The organism is Lacticaseibacillus parahuelsenbergensis (assembly GCF_030770265.1).
GTDB lineage: Bacteria > Bacillota > Bacilli > Lactobacillales > Lactobacillaceae > Lacticaseibacillus > Lacticaseibacillus casei.
The window spans coordinates 975,195-991,850 of the sequence record NZ_CP132482.1; the positions used below are offsets into that span (position 1 = coordinate 975,195).

Annotated in this window: 22 protein-coding genes and 1 other RNA gene; 20 read left to right on the forward strand and 3 right to left on the reverse strand. The window is 46.5% G+C overall.

What is annotated here, in order from left to right:
• Positions 1 to 19 precede the first annotated feature (19 nt).
• The 15 genes from LACPH_RS04695 (at position 20) to LACPH_RS04765 (ending at position 13,303) form a co-directional block, all read left to right on the forward strand.
• Positions 20 to 889: an ATPase, T2SS/T4P/T4SS family gene (locus LACPH_RS04695; RefSeq protein ID WP_274784636.1), complete on the forward strand. Its 870-nt coding sequence runs from the start codon at positions 20 to 22 to the stop codon at positions 887 to 889.
• The gene (locus tag LACPH_RS04700) at positions 886 to 1,842 is read left to right on the forward strand and encodes a type II secretion system F family protein (protein WP_274784637.1); all 957 of its coding nucleotides are present in this window, start codon (positions 886 to 888) and stop codon (positions 1,840 to 1,842) included. The genes LACPH_RS04695 and LACPH_RS04700 overlap by 4 nt, the downstream gene beginning before the upstream one ends.
• A 2-nt stretch (positions 1,843 to 1,844) precedes the next feature.
• Positions 1,845 to 2,165, forward strand: a complete 321-nt coding sequence (locus LACPH_RS04705) for a type II secretion system protein (RefSeq protein ID WP_025013539.1) — start codon at positions 1,845 to 1,847, stop codon at positions 2,163 to 2,165.
• Between the two features lie 20 nt (positions 2,166 to 2,185).
• Positions 2,186 to 2,587: a type II secretion system protein gene (locus LACPH_RS04710; protein WP_274784638.1), complete on the forward strand. Its 402-nt coding sequence runs from the start codon at positions 2,186 to 2,188 to the stop codon at positions 2,585 to 2,587.
• A complete protein-coding gene (locus LACPH_RS04715; protein WP_274784639.1) occupies positions 2,584 to 2,868 on the forward strand; it encodes a hypothetical protein in 285 nt (94 codons plus the stop codon). The genes LACPH_RS04710 and LACPH_RS04715 overlap by 4 nt, the downstream gene beginning before the upstream one ends.
• The gene (locus LACPH_RS04720) at positions 2,828 to 3,298 is read left to right on the forward strand and encodes a type IV pilus minor pilin ComGF family protein (protein WP_274784640.1); all 471 of its coding nucleotides are present in this window, start codon (positions 2,828 to 2,830) and stop codon (positions 3,296 to 3,298) included. The genes LACPH_RS04715 and LACPH_RS04720 overlap by 41 nt, the downstream gene beginning before the upstream one ends.
• Positions 3,295 to 3,609 carry a hypothetical protein gene (locus tag LACPH_RS04725; protein ID WP_274784641.1) on the forward strand — a complete coding sequence of 105 codons (315 nt, stop codon included), beginning with the start codon at positions 3,295 to 3,297 and terminating at the stop codon, positions 3,607 to 3,609. Before LACPH_RS04720 ends, LACPH_RS04725 begins: the two co-directional genes overlap by 4 nt.
• 105 nt (positions 3,610 to 3,714) lie before the next feature.
• A complete protein-coding gene (locus tag LACPH_RS04730; RefSeq protein WP_274784642.1) occupies positions 3,715 to 4,728 on the forward strand; it encodes a class I SAM-dependent methyltransferase in 1,014 nt (337 codons plus the stop codon).
• A 219-nt stretch (positions 4,729 to 4,947) separates the two neighbouring features.
• On the forward strand, positions 4,948 to 5,406 hold the full coding sequence (locus LACPH_RS04735; RefSeq protein WP_025013834.1) for a hypothetical protein: 459 nt from the start codon (positions 4,948 to 4,950) through the stop codon (positions 5,404 to 5,406).
• A gap of 287 nt (positions 5,407 to 5,693) precedes the next feature.
• Positions 5,694 to 7,055, forward strand: a complete 1,362-nt coding sequence (locus tag LACPH_RS04740; protein ID WP_274784643.1) for an amino acid permease — start codon at positions 5,694 to 5,696, stop codon at positions 7,053 to 7,055.
• 291 nt (positions 7,056 to 7,346) lie between these two features.
• The gene (locus LACPH_RS04745) at positions 7,347 to 8,111 is read left to right on the forward strand and encodes a lysophospholipid acyltransferase family protein (RefSeq protein WP_274784644.1); all 765 of its coding nucleotides are present in this window, start codon (positions 7,347 to 7,349) and stop codon (positions 8,109 to 8,111) included.
• The gene (locus LACPH_RS04750) at positions 8,108 to 8,947 is read left to right on the forward strand and encodes a glycosyltransferase (protein WP_274784645.1); all 840 of its coding nucleotides are present in this window, start codon (positions 8,108 to 8,110) and stop codon (positions 8,945 to 8,947) included. The genes LACPH_RS04745 and LACPH_RS04750 overlap by 4 nt, the downstream gene beginning before the upstream one ends.
• A complete protein-coding gene (locus LACPH_RS04755; protein ID WP_274784646.1) occupies positions 8,948 to 9,904 on the forward strand; it encodes a glycosyltransferase family 8 protein in 957 nt (318 codons plus the stop codon).
• The gene (locus LACPH_RS04760) at positions 9,901 to 10,773 is read left to right on the forward strand and encodes a lysophospholipid acyltransferase family protein (RefSeq protein WP_274784647.1); all 873 of its coding nucleotides are present in this window, start codon (positions 9,901 to 9,903) and stop codon (positions 10,771 to 10,773) included. The genes LACPH_RS04755 and LACPH_RS04760 overlap by 4 nt, the downstream gene beginning before the upstream one ends.
• Positions 10,774 to 11,008: 235 nt before the next feature.
• Entirely contained in the window at positions 11,009 to 13,303 is a 2,295-nt protein-coding gene (locus tag LACPH_RS04765) for an alpha-galactosidase (RefSeq protein WP_306387328.1), read from the forward strand.
• A 111-nt stretch (positions 13,304 to 13,414) separates the two neighbouring features.
• Here the strand turns inward: LACPH_RS04765 and LACPH_RS04770 are convergent, their stop codons facing one another.
• On the reverse strand, positions 13,415 to 13,540 hold the full coding sequence (locus tag LACPH_RS04770; RefSeq protein WP_257789391.1) for a hypothetical protein: 126 nt from the start codon (positions 13,538 to 13,540) through the stop codon (positions 13,415 to 13,417).
• Positions 13,541 to 13,553: 13 nt separating this feature from the next.
• Positions 13,554 to 13,862 (reverse strand): hypothetical protein, encoded by a 309-nt coding sequence (locus LACPH_RS04775; RefSeq protein WP_010489241.1) that lies wholly within the window; start codon positions 13,860 to 13,862, stop codon positions 13,554 to 13,556.
• 489 nt (positions 13,863 to 14,351) lie between these two features.
• On the opposite strand from LACPH_RS04775, the gene LACPH_RS04780 reads away from it, so the two are divergent.
• The 5 genes from LACPH_RS04780 (at position 14,352) to LACPH_RS04800 (ending at position 15,598) form a co-directional block, all read left to right on the forward strand.
• Positions 14,352 to 14,477, forward strand: coding sequence for a hypothetical protein (locus tag LACPH_RS04780; protein ID WP_306387331.1), 126 nt, complete (start codon positions 14,352 to 14,354; stop codon positions 14,475 to 14,477).
• Positions 14,478 to 14,654: 177 nt separating this feature from the next.
• Positions 14,655 to 14,861: a hypothetical protein gene (locus LACPH_RS04785; RefSeq protein ID WP_306387333.1), complete on the forward strand. Its 207-nt coding sequence runs from the start codon at positions 14,655 to 14,657 to the stop codon at positions 14,859 to 14,861.
• Positions 14,836 to 15,036: a hypothetical protein gene (locus LACPH_RS04790; protein WP_274784651.1), complete on the forward strand. Its 201-nt coding sequence runs from the start codon at positions 14,836 to 14,838 to the stop codon at positions 15,034 to 15,036. The genes LACPH_RS04785 and LACPH_RS04790 overlap by 26 nt, the downstream gene beginning before the upstream one ends.
• A 61-nt stretch (positions 15,037 to 15,097) precedes the next feature.
• On the forward strand, positions 15,098 to 15,313 hold the full coding sequence (locus LACPH_RS04795) for a hypothetical protein (protein WP_274784652.1): 216 nt from the start codon (positions 15,098 to 15,100) through the stop codon (positions 15,311 to 15,313).
• A 72-nt stretch (positions 15,314 to 15,385) separates the two neighbouring features.
• Complete coding sequence (locus LACPH_RS04800; RefSeq protein WP_274784653.1) at positions 15,386 to 15,598, forward strand: hypothetical protein; 213 nt, start codon at positions 15,386 to 15,388, stop codon at positions 15,596 to 15,598.
• A gap of 647 nt (positions 15,599 to 16,245) precedes the next feature.
• On the opposite strand, the gene ssrA is transcribed toward LACPH_RS04800, so the two are convergent.
• Positions 16,246 to 16,609: a transfer-messenger RNA gene (gene ssrA, locus LACPH_RS04805) on the reverse strand.
• Between the last annotated feature and the right edge of the window lie 47 nt (positions 16,610 to 16,656).

Here is a 16,656-nt window from a genome sequence, read left to right on the forward strand (position 1 = left end):
TAGTGTAGGGGGGAAAGGCATGCAATCAGTGAATGAATTGTTGACGAGTGCGTTAGCAAAAGGCGCCAGTGATATCTATTATTTGCCGAGTGCACAGGGGTATCTTGTTCGACTTCGACTACCTACAGGACTGATGACACTGGCAAAACGGGAGGTGCGCTTAGGTCAACAGGAAATTAATTATTTGAAGTTCATGGCGGGGATGAACGTGGCAGAACATCGGCGCGTTCAACTAGGTGCTTTCTATCAAGAAGCGCCGTCAGTATTTTTGCGATTAAGTTCGGTGGCGGACTATCGCGGCCGTGAGTCGTTGGTCGTGCGGTTAATCAGCGGCATTCCAGATGCGGACGGCGCCCGGCAACTCTTGGATCGGTTGATGAGCATTTTGTTGCAGCGACGCGGGATGTTGACGCTGGCCGGGCCAACCGGATCAGGTAAAACAACGCTACTTTATCAATTAGCTACGCGGTTGGCGGAGTCGCGTATGGTGTTGTCGATAGAAGATCCCGTTGAAATTAATCAACCTCAATTTCTTCAGCTTCAGGTGAATCCAGAGGCAGAGATGAGTTATCCGCAGTTGCTAAAGGCGGCCTTGCGTCATCGGCCCGATGTTTTACTGATCGGGGAAATTCGTGATCGACAAACTGCACAAAGCGCCTGTGAGGCAGCCATTAGCGGTCATATTGTGTTGGCGACGGTTCATGCACGCTCAGCCGGTGATACGCCTTTGCGGTTAACGAGTTTCGGCCTATCTGAAGAATTGGTTGCGGCTGCGTTGACTGCCAGTGCGGCAATTGCGTTGCGCTATCGTCCGGTGATTCACCCGGTGGCAGAACTGGTTGTTTTTGAACGCTCGTCGCAAAGCCAAGCACAAGAGGTGGTTTCATGAAGGTGCCGTTAATTGCGCAGGAACGTTTTTGCCGCCAGAGTGCTGCGTTAATCACGGCTGGTTTCAGTTTGCCAGATGTTTTTGCTTACCTGCGCGTCAGTGCGCCAAAATACCGGATTGTTTGGGAACGGATTGAAGCGGAACTGGCTAACGGAATTGCCTTTTCAGAAGCGGTCGCGCACCAAGAGCTGGCACCGATCCTTTTTCAACAGTTACAGTTAGCACAGATTCACGGTGATTTGGCTAAGGCGCTAACAGTAGCGGGCGACTATCTTGGCTTACGCGTGCGCAATCGGCAGAAAATGACCCAACTGCTTGTTTATCCGTGTCTGTTATTGGCCATGTTGATAGTCTTACAGGTTGTGGTGGTTTTTGGCGTGCTACCGGCCTTGTCTTTGCCGAGATCGGAATTGGTATTGGTTCAGTTAGGTGGTCTCGCTGTTCTGATCGGGCTTGGCGTACTTATTTATTTGGTTTGGCGCCGTTTAACCCCGCTTAAGCGTCTCTTGGTTCTACAAAAAGTGCCTGGGATGTGGCGGGTTCTGCGGATGTATTATCAGTTTCAATTTACTTCCGGAGCGGCTCAATTTTTGTTGGCAGGAGCTGATATTTCTGATTTTTGTCGGCATTTAGCGACGCTAGAAGGGCCACTGGGGAATTTAGGCAGTCGGATTCAGGCAAAAGTACAACGTGGACAGGAATTGACTGAGGCGCTCCAGGAACCTTTTGTCCCAGATGAAGTCGCGCGTTTATTAACGATGGGACAGTCACGACATCTGGTGGCGGAAGGCCTCAAGCTATTCGGAGAGCAACTATTTTTTAATTTGCAGCGCCAATTGGAGAAATTAGTTAATTTGATCCAACCGCTTTTGTTTTTGTTAATCGGCGGCGAGATTTTACTGGTTTATTTGCAGATCTTATTACCACTCTATCAATCATTAGGAGGTGTCTGAACATGCGACGGAAAAAGTTACGGGCGTTCACGCTCATCGAAGTCGTAGCAGCTTTAGGTGTGATTATTTTGTTAACGTTGGCACTGGTCTTGACGATTCAAGGACAGATGAAACGCGTTGATACGCAAAACCTTAAAGCCACGGTTGCGACCGTCAATACGCAGTTGGAAATGACTTACAACGAGCCTGATCAAGGTGGCGTTGATTTTAGTTCCCCTGATCAACTGGTCAAAAAAGACGTGATTTCGCAAAGTCAGGCCGATGCACTTAAAAAAGGCGGTTATAAACTAACATCCGGTTCGCCGCCAAAATTCGCTAAATGAAACGGTTAAGTGGATTTACCATGATCGAGATCGTTGCGGTGATGTTTATTTTGACGGCATTAGCTTTGGTAGCGGTGCCGGTTGGACGAGGGGCCCTGACGCATCGGCAGGAGCGGGAGTTTATGGAAAGGATCGTTGAGGAGTGGGAAATGCTGAAGATGAAGGCGAGGAGTGATCACGTGGACGGTAATCTTCACGTTGAAGGCTCTGAAAGGCGAGTCAAGTTTACAACAATAAACGGTACAATTAAGATTCTTCAGTTTCCGCCTTCTTTGGAATTTGATGGCGCTGCGACGTTGGTTTGTAATCACAGAGGGAAAATTAAGCAAGGAGGTTCGTTAAATTTTAAGCACAAGGGCAAACTTAGCTGGTTAGTAAGTTTTCAACTGGGATGGGGGCGAGCCGTATTCACCAAAAAATGAGCGGAGTTTTACTAGTCGAACATCTAGCTGCATTGGGAGTGGTTTTAATCGCGGTTAGCTGGCTAACGCTACTACTGCGGACGTATCAAAAGCTTGTCATTCCAACTCGTCAGGAAACAACGGCCTATTATGCGGCTCGGATTGCGTTGGTTCGACTGCCATCACCAGGCGGAAAAACGGAAGTTAAGGTGGGTCCCGATATTTGGCAAGTTGAGGTGCACGCCAAGGAGGTCATTGTTCATGCTGACAATAAAAACAAGACTTTCTCATTTACGCCTTGAAGCTTTTAGTTTAGTTGAGATTGTCATCGGACTGGGTCTAATGATGGTCGTCCTCTTGCTTTGGCGACCGCTTTTAACCGGCATTCAACGATTTACCCGCCAAGATCAATACTTGATTCACGCGTTGCAGTCAGAACACAATCTACAAGTAGATATACACTCTCACAAGATGAAAGAAGTGGAAGTAAAGGAAAATAGCGTGCTACTTAAGGGACAAAATGGGGCCGAAGTCAAAAGATATAAACTCGAATTTTATGCTAAACGAGGTGGCGAAGGTATGGTTCGTACCGGGTCCACGCTTGGGGGTCATGTACCTTTATTTATGCAAGTTAAGTCAGCAAAGTTTCAAGCTGCTCCACAGGGCTTCTTATATACCTTACGATTAAAGTCAGCTCAATCATTTGAAGGTGGGGTGTTTTTGGAGCCATGAAGCTTCGTGGGAGTGTGTTTGTCAACACGTTGATTTTATTTGCTGTTTTTCTAACCCTGACTGTTGGCTTGTTCGAACAATTCAAACTATGGCAACAGCGGTATCAAGTAATCGCAAAAGTCGAAAAAGCTCAATTTGAAGCGGCGTATTCTCGTTGGAGGCAACAAGGCGAAGTCACGAGTCAGGCGGCGGAAGAAGCACTGGCCACTCAAACTGTGCCATCGAGTGACACCGCCGAACCAAATACATCAACAAACGAAGCGTCACAACCTTCAGAAATCAAGGCTTCCAAGGCAGAGATGCTTGAATAAGCTTTTATCAATCAGTACACTAAAAGACAAGGCGGCGTCTAAGAGTCTTGGAAGATTTCCTATAGGTACACGTCTTGGCTGACAGAGTAATGAGGAGGCACTGGTTTGGCAAACGAACATCTTGAAAAGCTTTACCATGTTTTAGATGACAGCACGACGATCTTGAATCAACAGTTGAAGACATCTTTTATTGCGGCGATTACTGAAGCCGGAGAGGATCTTGACTCAGGTGAGGTGATGCAGGAAGATGGTTTGCCCAACGATGAGGCAAAGAAAAAACTAACCGCGCTGTTTGATCAAATTAAGCTGGCTACCTACGAACCGGAAGAAATTCGTCAAGCATTACAGTTAGTTTTGGTGAAGGCCATCAAAGTTGATGGAATTGAGCCGAACAAGCAAATAACGCCGGACGCGATGGCTAGTCTTGCGACGTTTATGGTCACCATCTTTATTCAACAACATCCCGATCAACTGCGAGTTGCTGATTTGGCTGTTGGCACCGGAAATTTGTTGTTTGCGGTCATGAATCAGCTTCACAAGGCCTGGAATGCCGAAGTCAAAGGCTTTGGCGTCGATAATGATGAGGCGTTGCTGGCAGTAGCAGGAATGAGTAGCAGTCTTCAACACTTAGACGTTGATTTATTTCATCAAGATGCTTTGGACAATCTTTTGTTTAAAGATGCTGACGTGGTGGTTTCAGATTTGCCAGTGGGCTATTACCCGGTTGATGAACGCGCTAAAAAGTTTGCGACTGCCACCAAAAAAGGCCATTCTTATGCGCATCACCTGTTAATTGAACAAAGCATGAATGTCCTGAAGCCGGGCGGATTAGGCTTGTTTTATGTGCCTAGTCAGGTGTTTCGCTCTAAAGAGGCAGAAGGCTTAACCAAATGGCTGGCAAAGGCCATGTATTTTCAAGGCTTGTTAAACTTGCCGGATGACTTTTTTGCTGATAAGAATGCGGAAAAGAGCCTGTTGATTTTGCAAAAGCCAAGTCCAGACGTCAAACGCGCTAAGCAGGTCTTGCTTGGGCAGTTTCCGGACCTCAATGATCGTGACGCATTTGCGGCCTTTATTGGTAAGGTCAAGGATTGGGCGGCAGCCAATATTGTGTTGTAAATAACGTTGCATCAGAAGTGTTAGCGTAAGCGGCTTTTGCTTCAGTGGAGCACATCCACACAGAAACACCGTCATATTTCATTAAACCAAACAGGCACTGGAGACGTTTTGCTAAGTCTCCAGTGCCTGTTTGGTTTTCTTTACTGCCCGCATAAACGCGCTCCCTGCTTTTTAGCGCGCAATCGGTTAGAATAAGTTATCACCAACAGGAGGATGTCTATGTCGTTATTAAGTATTGCGTATGTTTTAATTGCTATTGTTTCGGTCGGTGTCACCATTTTTGATATTGTACATGTGCGGATCCGCGCAACGCCCAAAGTCTGGCGCATCGTTTTTTATCTGGCGATTGCCGCTTTTAGCCTGGTCCTAACGCTGCAGCAAAGTCGCCATTTTGACGATTTGGTCAGTGGCGGGTTTATTGTGGTTATGTTTCTTTGTTTTGCAAGCTGGCAAAAAGGCTTGGCGGATCCTGCTATTATTGGCGGTTTGGGCAGTATTCGAATGTACCAAAATCTGAGTGGACTCGTTTTGCAGGCGCAAGGCACCGGGACACTTTTATTAGCGCAGATGGGGCAGGTGACTGTCTTAAGATTGCACTTCCGCCAAGCGCCGCAAACCCTTCAAAGCTTCCTGGTAGATAAAATGGCGCCCGAGCAAATTAAGATTGTCGATCAGTGATTGGTTTGGGGTTTTCTGAAAATGGTGTATAATTTTTCTAATACGGACATTCGTTAAACGATATGTACCATTCCTGATAATGACACGATATTGCTGTGATCAATTGGTTGAAAGTACCTGTCAGTGTTTGTTGTCGTGTATGATGGCATAACAGCGGTCGTATTGTCATATTCGAATTTAACGTCCAAACCTTTAAATTTGTCGAATCGAAAACATTTGGCTAAGAAGTCGGTTTTTTTACTATCTTCTTAGCTGACCCGGGTCATTTATATTTAAGGAGGAAGCGCATGCAAGCCGAAAAAGATGATCAACCTGAACTCGCGCGGAATTTGAAAAGTCGCCATGTTCAACTGATTGCGATTGGGGGCACCATTGGAACTGGTTTGTTTCTTGGTTCCGGTCAATCTATTCACTCGGCCGGTCCTTCGATTTTGTTTGCTTATTTAATAACTGGTGGTATTTGTTTCTTGTTGATGCGGGCATTGGGCGAGTTATTGATGTCTGATGTGGATTCGCACACGTTTATTGACTTTATTACCAAGTATTTGGGTAAAGATGCCGGCTGGGTCACAGGCTGGACTTACTGGATTTGCTGGGTTGCGCTGGCAATGGCCGAAGTGACTGCCATCGGCTTATACATTAAGTTTTGGTTGCCTGACGTTCCGCAGTGGTTGCCGGGCTTAATTGCATTAGCTGTCTTGCTGTTACTGAATTTGGTTAGTGTCGGGCTTTTCGGTGAAGCGGAGTTCTGGTTTGCGTTGATCAAAATTGTCGCGATTATTGGTCTTATTGTCCTGGGCATTTTCATGATGATTGTTCGTTTCAAAACGCCGCTCGGCCATGCGAGTCTGGCCAATCTTGTCAATGATGGGGGCCTTTTCCCCAAAGGATTTGGCGGCTTTTTAATGTCACTGCAAATGGTTGTGTTTAGTTTTGTCGGGATCGAAATGGTCGGGTTGACGGCAAGTGAGACAAAGGATCCGCATAAAGTGATTCCCGAGGCCATTAACGAAATTCCGATGCGGATTCTGTTGTTTTACGTAGGCGCGCTATTTGTCATCATGTGTATTTATCCGTGGCGGCATGTTTCGCCGGTTAACAGTCCTTTTGTTGAGGTTTTCAATAATGTGGGTATTCCATTTGCTGCGGACATCATCAATTTTGTTGTGTTAACTGCTGCAGCTTCGGCATGTAATTCGTCTATTTTCAGTACTGGTCGGCTACTTTTCTCATTGACGGTCACCGGTAAAAGTCAATCAGCGCAGTGGGCGGCCAAATTGTCACGGCGGCAGGTGCCGGCCCGCGCGATTTTGATCTCGACGGCCGTGATTGCCGTGGCGGTCGTTTTGAATCTTTTCCTTCCAGGCGCGGTTTTCACGTTGGTTTCAAGTATGGCCACGATCAGCTTTCTGTTTGTCTGGGCCATGATCATGTTGGCGCACTTGCGATATAAAAAGTTATATCCACATAGGGAAGGCTTTCGGATGCCGTTCTATCCAGTTTCGGATTACCTTGTTTTAGGGTTTCTCCTCCTGACCGCTATTATCATGCTGTTCGATCGGGCAATGCTTTCGGCACTGATTTTTGCAGTCGTTTGGATTGCCACGCTCTTTATATTACGGCGGTTACGGCGAGCTGCAAAAGCGTAAAAAATCGGGTTGTTGAACATTGACGATAATTTGAGCGATCACTTAACTTCTCTTTGACGCTTGCCGGCTAAAGCCTTTTTAATGATGTGTATAGATTGAGTGACCACTTGCCATTTTTGAATTTAGGATTGACTAACTTTGCTGACGCGTTATGCTGTTAGTGGGTCGTAAATTGTTTTGGTGGCGTTATTTTTGTTATTAATGGTGATGGTACCGTTCTTGGCTTGAGAGCGGAGTGGTTTACGTTCGGGCGCCATAACACGTTCACTCACGGGGAGAGAGGAGATCTTGATGGCTAAAGTTTTGACTTATCGGCGGTTGACCGATGACGTTGTTGCAGCGCCTAATCAAAATTCCGTCATCCCTGCTAATTATCGGTGGCAGCCTACGCGTGGGTTTCGACTGAAAGCGGATCTTGTTTATGGCGGATCATGGCTGTTTGCCCAAGGCTACTGTCGCATAAAGCTGCATGTCCGCAATCGGCAGGTTTTTCGTCAGGCAGCCGGTCGCGGTTATTTTGTCTATGGGAATCATACCCAGCCGTTTGGGGATGTTTTCACGCCGATGCGGGTGAATCAATCACGCCGAGTATTTACATTGGCATCTGCTGCGAACTTGAGCGTCCCGGTTCTTGGCCGTCTGGTACCTTATGGCGGAGGTGTCCTGGTTCCACGGCGCTTACATCAGTTGCGTGATTTCAATACTGAAATTCGCCAGCTTATTCAGGCTAAGCATGTTGTCATGATTTATCCTGAAGCCCATGTCTGGCCGTATTATACCGGCATCCGCCCGTTTGAGACCGGTGCGTTTCATTATCCTGTCGAACTTGATGCGCCGGTTTTTGTGACCACCATGACGTATCAAAAACGTCACTGGCGGCGCAAACCGCGGCGGATTTTGTATGTCGACGGTCCATTTTGGCCTGATCGTCAACTCCCAATCAAGTTGCGGCAACAAAAGCTAGCCCAGCAGGTAAAAAAAGTCATGACGAACCGTGCCACTTTAAGCAATACCGAGTATATTCGATACCAACAGGAAGGGAGGGCGCGGCCGTGACCACCAATATTTTGTTTTGCGGTGACGCGAGCATGACAGACGGCGTTTTGATTGCTACGTTGTCGCTAATGAAGCAGACGCGCCACCCGTTACATATTTTTATTTTGACGGCGACGTTAACTGTCAAGGACCATCATTACCAACCGTTCGCTGCTGAGACAGCTGAGCGGATGGCTAAGCTGATGCAGGCACAGAATCCGGCTCATCAACTGACGCGGATTGACATCACGGACCAGTTCTTGGCTAATCCACCGCTTGCTAACATGGGCACGATGTTCACGCCTTACTGTATGCTTCGGCTGTATGCCGATTTAGTGCCGGAGTTGCCCGATCGCGTGTTGTACCTGGATACGGATGTGATTTGCCGTCGCCCGTTTGATGCGTTTTACAATCAATCAATGACGGATGTTGATATTGCCGGTGTCTTAGATCATTATGGCAAATGGTGGTTTCATCATCGGCTTGCCTGGTTCGATTATCTTAATTCCGGCGTGCTGTTGATGAATCTTGCCCATATTCGGGAAGATGGTTTGTTGGTTCGGTGTCGGCGGCTGGTTCGGCATCGCTGGCTGTTCATGCCGGATCAAAGTGCTTTGAACATAAAGGCTAAATTCAAACGAATCTTGCCGCAAAAATATAACGAACAACATCAGCTTAAACCGGATACCGTCTTTCAACATTTCACGACTTTTTTCCGTTTCTGGCCATATTTTCGGATTGTGACCGTCAAGCCTTGGCAGATTCAGGCGGTGCATCAGCAGTTAGGCTTACATGAATATGATGATTTGTTAAAAGATTATCGGCATCTAGCCCCTAAATTGAAAGAAGTGTCTTAAATGACCAATACGACCACAGTTCCAATTTTCTTTTCGGTAGATGATGGGTATGTCCCTTGTCTGGCCGTTGCGCTGACCTCGATTCGGGCGAACAAAAATCCCCAAGTTGATTTTGAGATCAATATTCTTAACAGCGGCTTATTGGCGGATAACCAAAAGCGACTGGCAGCATTGGCAGCACCGCACTTTAAGATCCGATTCATTGCGATGGATGCGGTGACAAAACAAATTAGTGGCGATACAAATAAGTTACGCGGTGATTATGTGACGCTGACAATTTATTTTCGGCTGTTTATTGCCGACATGTTTCCCCAATATGATAAAGCCATCTATATCGATGCGGATACGGTAGCAGATGGGGATTTAACCACCTTGTTTGCAACGAACATGGGCGATCATTTATTTGCTGGCGTGGCTGATCCGGTGATGATGACTTATCCGGAGACGATTGAATACATCCAACGTGATTTTGGCGTTCAACCAGGCGAGTATATTAATTCGGGCGTGTTACTGATGAATCTGGCTCAGTTGCGGAAGGAACACTTTTCAAGTCGGTTCCTGCATTTGTTGAAAACGTACCATTTCACGATGATTGCGGCTGATCAGGATTACATTAATGTCATTGCGCAACATCGGATCAAGTACTTACCGAAAATCTGGAACATGCAAACCGGCGTGCCGACCGCTGCAGAACCCGGTGGCAAGCTGATTCACTATAATCTTTTTGGTAAGCCGTGGCACTATCAAAACGCTAAGCTAGGCGACCGGTTCTGGCATTACGCGCCGGCTTCGGGGTTTGAAAACGATTTGAAGCAGCAGTTAGCGGCGTTTACGCCAGCTGATCAACAAGCCGATCGCGACAGTATGGCCGGCATGTTGAAGACCGCAGTCCAGGCATGTCATACAAGTAACACCATCTTGAATGCCGTCAAACATGGTGAACAGGTGGCGCTATGAAATCGGGAAAGTTTGTCGGACCGGATCGGGCGGCGGTGATTGAGAACATTCGCCGAGCGGTTACTGCCAAAACGTTCAACGTCAAAGTCGAGCAGCATGATCCGACTTTTTCCGAAGCTGAGGAAACGGCGATCATCAACCGCTACCTGCATCAGCGACAGGCCTGGTCGTTTCGGCTCAAAACATTGATTTGCCGCCTCATGGTGAATGCTTACGCGCTGCGGGTGACAAAGGATGTCGACGTTGTTGGCATTGATAAGATTCGCTCCATTAAAAGTGGCGGGGTCATTACCAGCAACCATTTCAGTCCTTTTGAAAATATGGCTGTACGTAAAGCGGTCCGTTTGGCAGGTCGTCATCGGATGTATATCGTGAGTCAGGATACGAACTTGGCCATGAAAGGGCTGTTGGGGTTTGTCATGAACTATGATGATACGATTCCGTTATCCGGGCGACCCAGTTTTCTGAACGGCCCGTTTATGCAAATGCTGACGGCGGCGTTTAACGGGCATCATTGGGTTCTGATTTATCCAGAACAGGAAATGTGGTTTAATTACCGTAAACCGCGGCCACCAAAGCGCGGCGCTTATTTTTACGCGGCGTCTGGCAATGTGCCGATCATTTCCTGTTTCACGGAAATTCGCGATCTGCCGGCCAGAGAGAATCAACAACTGCGGGAAGTTCGCTACATTCTCCACGTCCTTGATCCCATTTATCCCGATCCTAAATTATCGGTTCGCGACAACAGTTTTCAAATGATGCAACGCGATTACCAGCAAAAGTGTCGTGCCTATGAAGCTGCTTATCATCGGAAATTGACGTATACCTTTTCATCACAAGACATTGCAGGCTGGGATCCGCAAAAATAAAAAGAAGCCGGGAGCCGTTTTCAAAATTATGAAAACAGTTTCCGGCTTTTGTGTATGGATGCGAACTGACTTCATTTCTGCGATTGGGGAACATTTTGCCATTTAAGTGAAAAGTATTCGCAGGCAAGTGCCTGGTGCTCATTGAGAAAATTCATAATTGCTTTTTCAGAAAACAACATCTGCGCAAATTCTATGCTATAACGAAGGTATGAACAAAATCAAAGGGGGATCTCAATTGATCGACGTTATTCACGATCATGCCTTTCATTTGTATAATCAGAAAATCAGTTATCTATGTTCGCTGTTGCCAAATGGACAGCTTGGGCACCTTTATTTTGGACCGCGACTTTCACTAACCAACACAGACTTGGATTATTTGTCACAAGGTTCCAGTCCGTATGCCTGGATGGCTAATTTTTCTAGTGACCAGCCTTTTGCTTTAGGCGATGCCCAGCAAGAATATCCGGTTTATGGTACCGGTGATTTTAGGCAAGGTAGTTTAAGTGTGACGCAGGACGATGCACCGGTGTATCCGAATTTTGTATTCAAAGACTATCATATCAGTCACACGAAAATGCGTGATCTTCATCATCCGACCAGTTTTGGTAACCCGGCTTTGACGGATGTTTTGACGATTCATCTGGAAGACGAAACGGCACAATTGTTACTGACGTTGCAATATACCATTTTTTCCGACAGTGCGACGGTGGTTCGAGCTGCGACTTTGACCAACCAAGGCTCTGAACCGGTGATGATTCAGCGGATGTTGAGTGGGGTCTTGAATCTGCCGCAGGGTCGATTTGATGTTGTGCACTTATCTGGTAATTGGGCAAAAGAGCGGCATATTCAAACTCAGCCACTAACGCAAGGTACGTTTTCGGTCGAGTCGTTGCGGGGGGCCTCCAGTCATGAACAGAATCCCTTTGTGGCCTTACATGCTGTCAATCGGTCGTTTACCAGTGGTGACACTTATGGCGCCAACTTGATTTATTCCAGCAATTTCTTGGATAGTATCGAGGTCAACGAGTGGGATCAGACGCGGCTACTAATCGGTATTCATCCGGCATCCTTTAGTTGGCGTTTGGATCCGAAGACTAGTTTTACCACGCCTGAAGCAGTTTTTAGTTTCAGTTCCGGCGGGCTTGCCGGACTGGCACAGGTCAATCAGCGGTTTGTAGCGCGGCATATTATTGATCCGCAATGGCGCCAAAAAACGCGTCCGGTGGTATTAAACAGCTGGGAAGCAACTTATTTTGACTTAAATGAACAAAAGCTGTTGCGCTTAGCCAAACTCGGGCGTCAAGTCGGAGTGGACTGTTTTGTCCTTGATGATGGCTGGTTTGGGACGCGTGATAACGATCTGAGTTCACTTGGTGATTGGTTTACCAACAAGCACAAGTTTCCGGACGGACTTGGCCATTTTGCGCAGGAGATTCACGACCTCGGATTGCAGTTCGGTCTGTGGTTTGAACCGGAAATGGTATCCCCGCGGTCGCAGTTCTTCCAGAAGCACCCGAATTGGGTTGTCCGGCCAAAACGCGGACGCTTCTCGATCACCCGCAATCAGTATGTGCTCGACTTCAGCAATCCGGCGGTCGTCAACAATATTTTCGATCAGATGCAAAAAGTCATCACCGAAACGCATCTGGATTACGTTAAGTGGGATCTGAACCGAAGTATCACCGAGGCATACTCGCCTTATCTGGCTAAAATCGGCCATCCGCAAGGCGAATTTTTCCATCGCTATGTGCAAGGCGTCTATACGCTTTATCAGAAATTGTTGACGGCATTTCCGCAGCTGTTGATTGAAGGTTGTGCTGGTGGTGGTGGACGGTTTGACCTGGGCATTCTCTTTTATAGCCCGCAAATCTGGACCAGTGACGATTCCGATGCTATTGAACGGCTGGCCATTCAGTCAGGAACGGCGCTTGCCTATCCATTAAGCTGCATGAGCAATCATGTTACGGCCGTGCCGAATGAACAAGTCGGACGGACAACGCCATTGGCAACCCGTTTTCGTGTTGCAGCGTTTGGCATTTTAGGCTATGAACTCGACTTAACCAAGTTGTCACCAAAAGAACTGGCAATAATCAAGGACCAGATTTCTTACTATCATGATCTGCAGCCGCTTGTTCTAAATGGCGACTTCAGCTTATTGTTGCCGCGTCAATCCAATGGCCAGAATCAAGTGGCATGGTTGCTGAGTGATCATGCCCGTAAGCGACTGGTTTTAGGGTTCTTCCGCGTCCTTGCCGATGCCGACAGCCGGACAGTGCAATATATGAAAATACCGTTAGCCCAGCCGAATCGCCGTTATTGGGTGAATGGTCACACCGGCCCGATTTCCGGTGATGTCCTTCAGCGGGTCGGCGTCCGCTTACCAATTCAGTTTAATGGTGCCAACCGCGAGCAAGCCCAACTCATTGGTGACTACCAGTCTGCCTTGCTAACGTTTGACGGAGTCACCGATATAAAGGCTATTAATCGGCGGCGTGAAGAAGAAGGCAAGGAAAAAGTCAGTCACGCCTGAATAATTTTGGCGCATGAACATCGTTGAACATTAAAAAACACCTGCAGTTGTGACTTGTTCCTAAATTTAAGGGCAAGTTGCAACGGCAGGTGTTTTGCTTTTTTGATTGACTTACGATCGGCGACGCTTGGTCAACAGCAGAATGCCGGAGACAAGACTCATGCCACTGGCGACAACGCCGAGACTGCCGGCGATGATCGTGACGATTGCAATCGGTCGATGCTCGATCTTCTTCATGCGCGCCTCCTTTCTAATGTTGGGCTGGGTCGTAGCTGATTACAATGCACGAATCCTGATTGGGGTTTTCAATCCGTTCGTCACTTGATTCATTATTAAGCAGGTCCGGTTCATCGCTATGACGGAATCGGGCTTGGAAAATGGTTTCATCGTTGATTCGTTTGATATAGCGTGCCGCGGCACCCGGACTCACAAGTTGAATGGATGTTGCCTGACCGTTATTAACGGCATCATTCAGTTCGGCGAGCGTGCCGGCAAGTTCGTCGTGCGAAAAACCGGCCGATTCGAGAATGCTGATTAAGGTGGTAACTTCATGATTCATAGTTGTTCCCTCCTGAGCGTTCGCCAGCCCGGTTTCTGCGACTACGAACGCGTTAATGTAAATGAGTTATAACTCTTTTGAATTGGCTTTATTATTTTACCAAAACACGGCTAATCTGAGGTGATTTTTAGCTCGGTGATGCTGCTGATTTTGGTGTGAGTTTGATAAAGCATGGGTACACAAGAAAAACTTTAAAAACAATCGTGAAGAACTCACTAAGTATACCAAGCTAATTAAAGATGGTCTGACGAAATCAATATCGGTTTTCAAGGAGATCAAGTATAATAAATCTGAAAAGTAGCAGCGCCTTCAGCGTAATTATTATGCGCTTGAAAAGCTCGAATCTGGTAAGAGGAAGCGAACCCACGTCGTTCCTTGGGGAGGTTACAAAAGATGAAACTCACAAAGAATCTTAGAGGTAAGCGAGTAAGAATCGGTTTTAAAGACCATGAGGCTGTTGTTACACCTGAAAAGTGGAGCCACGCTTTAGTGACCTACTACACGAGTGAGTTGGATGACGATAACGGTGAGAACATCGAAGTTAGTCTTGATAACGATCCGACTAGTTATGTCGTGTATGGGGATGAGATTAAATCTATTGACATTGTCAAATAATTAACGCGTTCACTGCGGAGAATAATGTTAAGCTTAGCTGGCAAGCACACCATACTGAAAGGGTTAAGAACAAAATAAAGAGTTATTTAGAATAGTTTGGGAAACAAACTCAGGTGTCTTCTGTTGGCGGTTACGAGCTTCAGGGAAAGGTCACGGACGCAATTAATGCAGATGCAGATGAAGCTGGCGATTATTTCTTCTGTCGGTCGTCTGAAGGTGCAATTTATTGGCGTTGATACGCAGGAACGAACTAAATATGGTGAAATACTCGGAACTATAGAAAATGGCAACGAGGATTATGACTTCGTAATTTATTACGGCAAAACTGGTGCGCATCCAGTTCCCTGGAGGAGACAACATGAATCTCGACAAATATCTATTTAAAAATGTTCGGCTGACCTTTTCTGATGGACAAGTTTTGGCTGGCTATATTGACGATGTTACCGAAGCTGAGGATAACGAAAATAATGAGCAGTCTATGACGATTATCCCAGCGGAAGGCTCACTAAAGGGGCGACCTGTCGAGGTTTTCAAGTCTGAGATTAAGACGGTTTCTTAGTCACGTCCATCATAGGAATGACGTTAAACTCGGCCAGCAATTACACACAGGAATGAGGATAATGAAACTTGAAAATTACGATAATAAGACGGTCAAAATCGTCCTCACTGATGGTGAAATCATTTCGGGGTACATTGACGAGTGGGTGCCTGTAGAGGATTCTTTTTCCGGTGAACAAGAACTTACTATTTCACCTCGCGAAAAGCGATGGCTTGCCATTGGTCCGTATATTTCACTTTCAGAAGACGAAATTAAATCTATTGAAGTCATTAAGTAATAACTCGGCCACCGGCGGAATGACTTTAAACTCAGCCGGCAATCACACCATACTGAAAAGGATTGGCACAAAATGAAGAGTTATTTAGAGTATTTAGGAAAACAAGTTTTGGTGTCTTTTGTTGATGGCGACGAGCTTCAGGGAAAGGTCACGGACGCAATTGATGCAGATGAAACTGACGATGGGTTGCCTTATATGACGATTATTCCTTCTGTGGGTTGTCTGACGGGGCAATTTATTGGCGTTGATGCAAATGAAATCAAGTCCATTAAAGTTATTGAATAACTAAAGCGTCCATCGCGGCGGTGACGTTAAACTCGGTCTGCTATCACGAGCATCATTTATGGTTGTCAAAAAGTGTTAATGAACTTCAAATAGGAGAATGGGGTAGAGTAATGTTGATAATGTTTTTATTGACTGCTACGCTGTTTTGTTTTAGATACGCATCTAGGCGACTCATCCGATCGCTCCCACTAAAAAGTTGATTGCCCAAAACTACTGCCGCGATTGTCAGCGGGATCAGCCACAATACGGGTCGCCGTCCATTTTCTTGTTTCAGATGACATGCTGTTATTTCCATGTTAGAATGAGTCTACAAGAAGTAAGGGCCTCGTCCTTTGCTCTGTTACTTTTACCACTTTAGAAGCCATTTGATGAATGCCGCGATGCCGGTCGCGATCAGAATGATATTGGCAGCCGTTCCTGACTGATAGTATCTTTCTTCATCACTTGGCTTTTTTCTTTACCAATTTTGTTGTTAGTAGTTTTTGTTATCCTTCAAAACACGTACTATTAAAGGTGTTTCAAGACTGCAAAGCAGACATCAGACGGACACATTTTGTTAAAACACCCCCAAACACCCGCAAACAAAAAGCCCCGAAATGCTGATTTAACAGCATTTCGGGACTAACGGAAAGTATCGGAAAGCTTAATAATGGAGGTGAGGAGAATCGAACTCCTGTCCATCACCCCTGCTACATGCAGCTCTACACCCATAGCTGATTGATTTAAAATTCGCCGCGATGTCGCGCCAGTCAGCAAGGCTAACACAAGGCGGCTAACCTACTAGTCTCTTGTTGATGCCTCAGGTGGCAGCATCAACCGTAGCTCAATGATTTGAGACCCAGACCCGACCCTTGAGCGAAGTCGGAAGGATCACGCTAGCTGGTTATTAAGCAGCTAAAGCGTAAGAATTTTCGTTCTTTGCAGTTATATTAACTGTTCCGTTGATGACGGAGCCGAGCCTCCGGGGTGCACCGCATGCGCGAAAAGCAATGTCGAGACCATTACACCCCCGACAAGGTGCAAATGATATCTTACCACGGTATAATTAAACTTGTCAA

Bases quoted from the DNA above. Each gene is read 5' to 3' on its own strand.
- LACPH_RS04695 (WP_274784636.1), top strand. From the start codon at position 20: ATGCAATCAGTGAATGAATTGTTGACGAGTGCGTTAGCAAAAGGCGCC.
- LACPH_RS04700 (WP_274784637.1), top strand. From the start codon at position 886: ATGAAGGTGCCGTTAATTGCGCAGGAACGTTTTTGCCGCCAGAGTGCT.
- LACPH_RS04705 (WP_025013539.1), top strand. From the start codon at position 1,845: ATGCGACGGAAAAAGTTACGGGCGTTCACGCTCATCGAAGTCGTAGCA.
- LACPH_RS04710 (WP_274784638.1), top strand. From the start codon at position 2,186: ATGATCGAGATCGTTGCGGTGATGTTTATTTTGACGGCATTAGCTTTG.
- LACPH_RS04715 (WP_274784639.1), top strand. From the start codon at position 2,584: ATGAGCGGAGTTTTACTAGTCGAACATCTAGCTGCATTGGGAGTGGTT.
- LACPH_RS04720 (WP_274784640.1), top strand. From the start codon at position 2,828: ATGCTGACAATAAAAACAAGACTTTCTCATTTACGCCTTGAAGCTTTT.
- LACPH_RS04725 (WP_274784641.1), top strand. From the start codon at position 3,295: ATGAAGCTTCGTGGGAGTGTGTTTGTCAACACGTTGATTTTATTTGCT.
- LACPH_RS04735 (WP_025013834.1), top strand. From the start codon at position 4,948: ATGTCGTTATTAAGTATTGCGTATGTTTTAATTGCTATTGTTTCGGTC.
- LACPH_RS04740 (WP_274784643.1), top strand. From the start codon at position 5,694: ATGCAAGCCGAAAAAGATGATCAACCTGAACTCGCGCGGAATTTGAAA.
- LACPH_RS04745 (WP_274784644.1), top strand. From the start codon at position 7,347: ATGGCTAAAGTTTTGACTTATCGGCGGTTGACCGATGACGTTGTTGCA.
- LACPH_RS04755 (WP_274784646.1), top strand. From the start codon at position 8,948: ATGACCAATACGACCACAGTTCCAATTTTCTTTTCGGTAGATGATGGG.
- LACPH_RS04760 (WP_274784647.1), top strand. From the start codon at position 9,901: ATGAAATCGGGAAAGTTTGTCGGACCGGATCGGGCGGCGGTGATTGAG.
- LACPH_RS04770 (WP_257789391.1), bottom strand. From the start codon at position 13,540: ATGAAGAAGATCGAGCATCGACCGATTGCAATCGTCACGATCATCGCC.
- LACPH_RS04775 (WP_010489241.1), bottom strand. From the start codon at position 13,862: ATGAATCATGAAGTTACCACCTTAATCAGCATTCTCGAATCGGCCGGT.
- LACPH_RS04785 (WP_306387333.1), top strand. From the start codon at position 14,655: ATGAAGCTGGCGATTATTTCTTCTGTCGGTCGTCTGAAGGTGCAATTT.
- LACPH_RS04790 (WP_274784651.1), top strand. From the start codon at position 14,836: ATGAATCTCGACAAATATCTATTTAAAAATGTTCGGCTGACCTTTTCT.
- LACPH_RS04795 (WP_274784652.1), top strand. From the start codon at position 15,098: ATGAAACTTGAAAATTACGATAATAAGACGGTCAAAATCGTCCTCACT.
- LACPH_RS04800 (WP_274784653.1), top strand. From the start codon at position 15,386: ATGAAGAGTTATTTAGAGTATTTAGGAAAACAAGTTTTGGTGTCTTTT.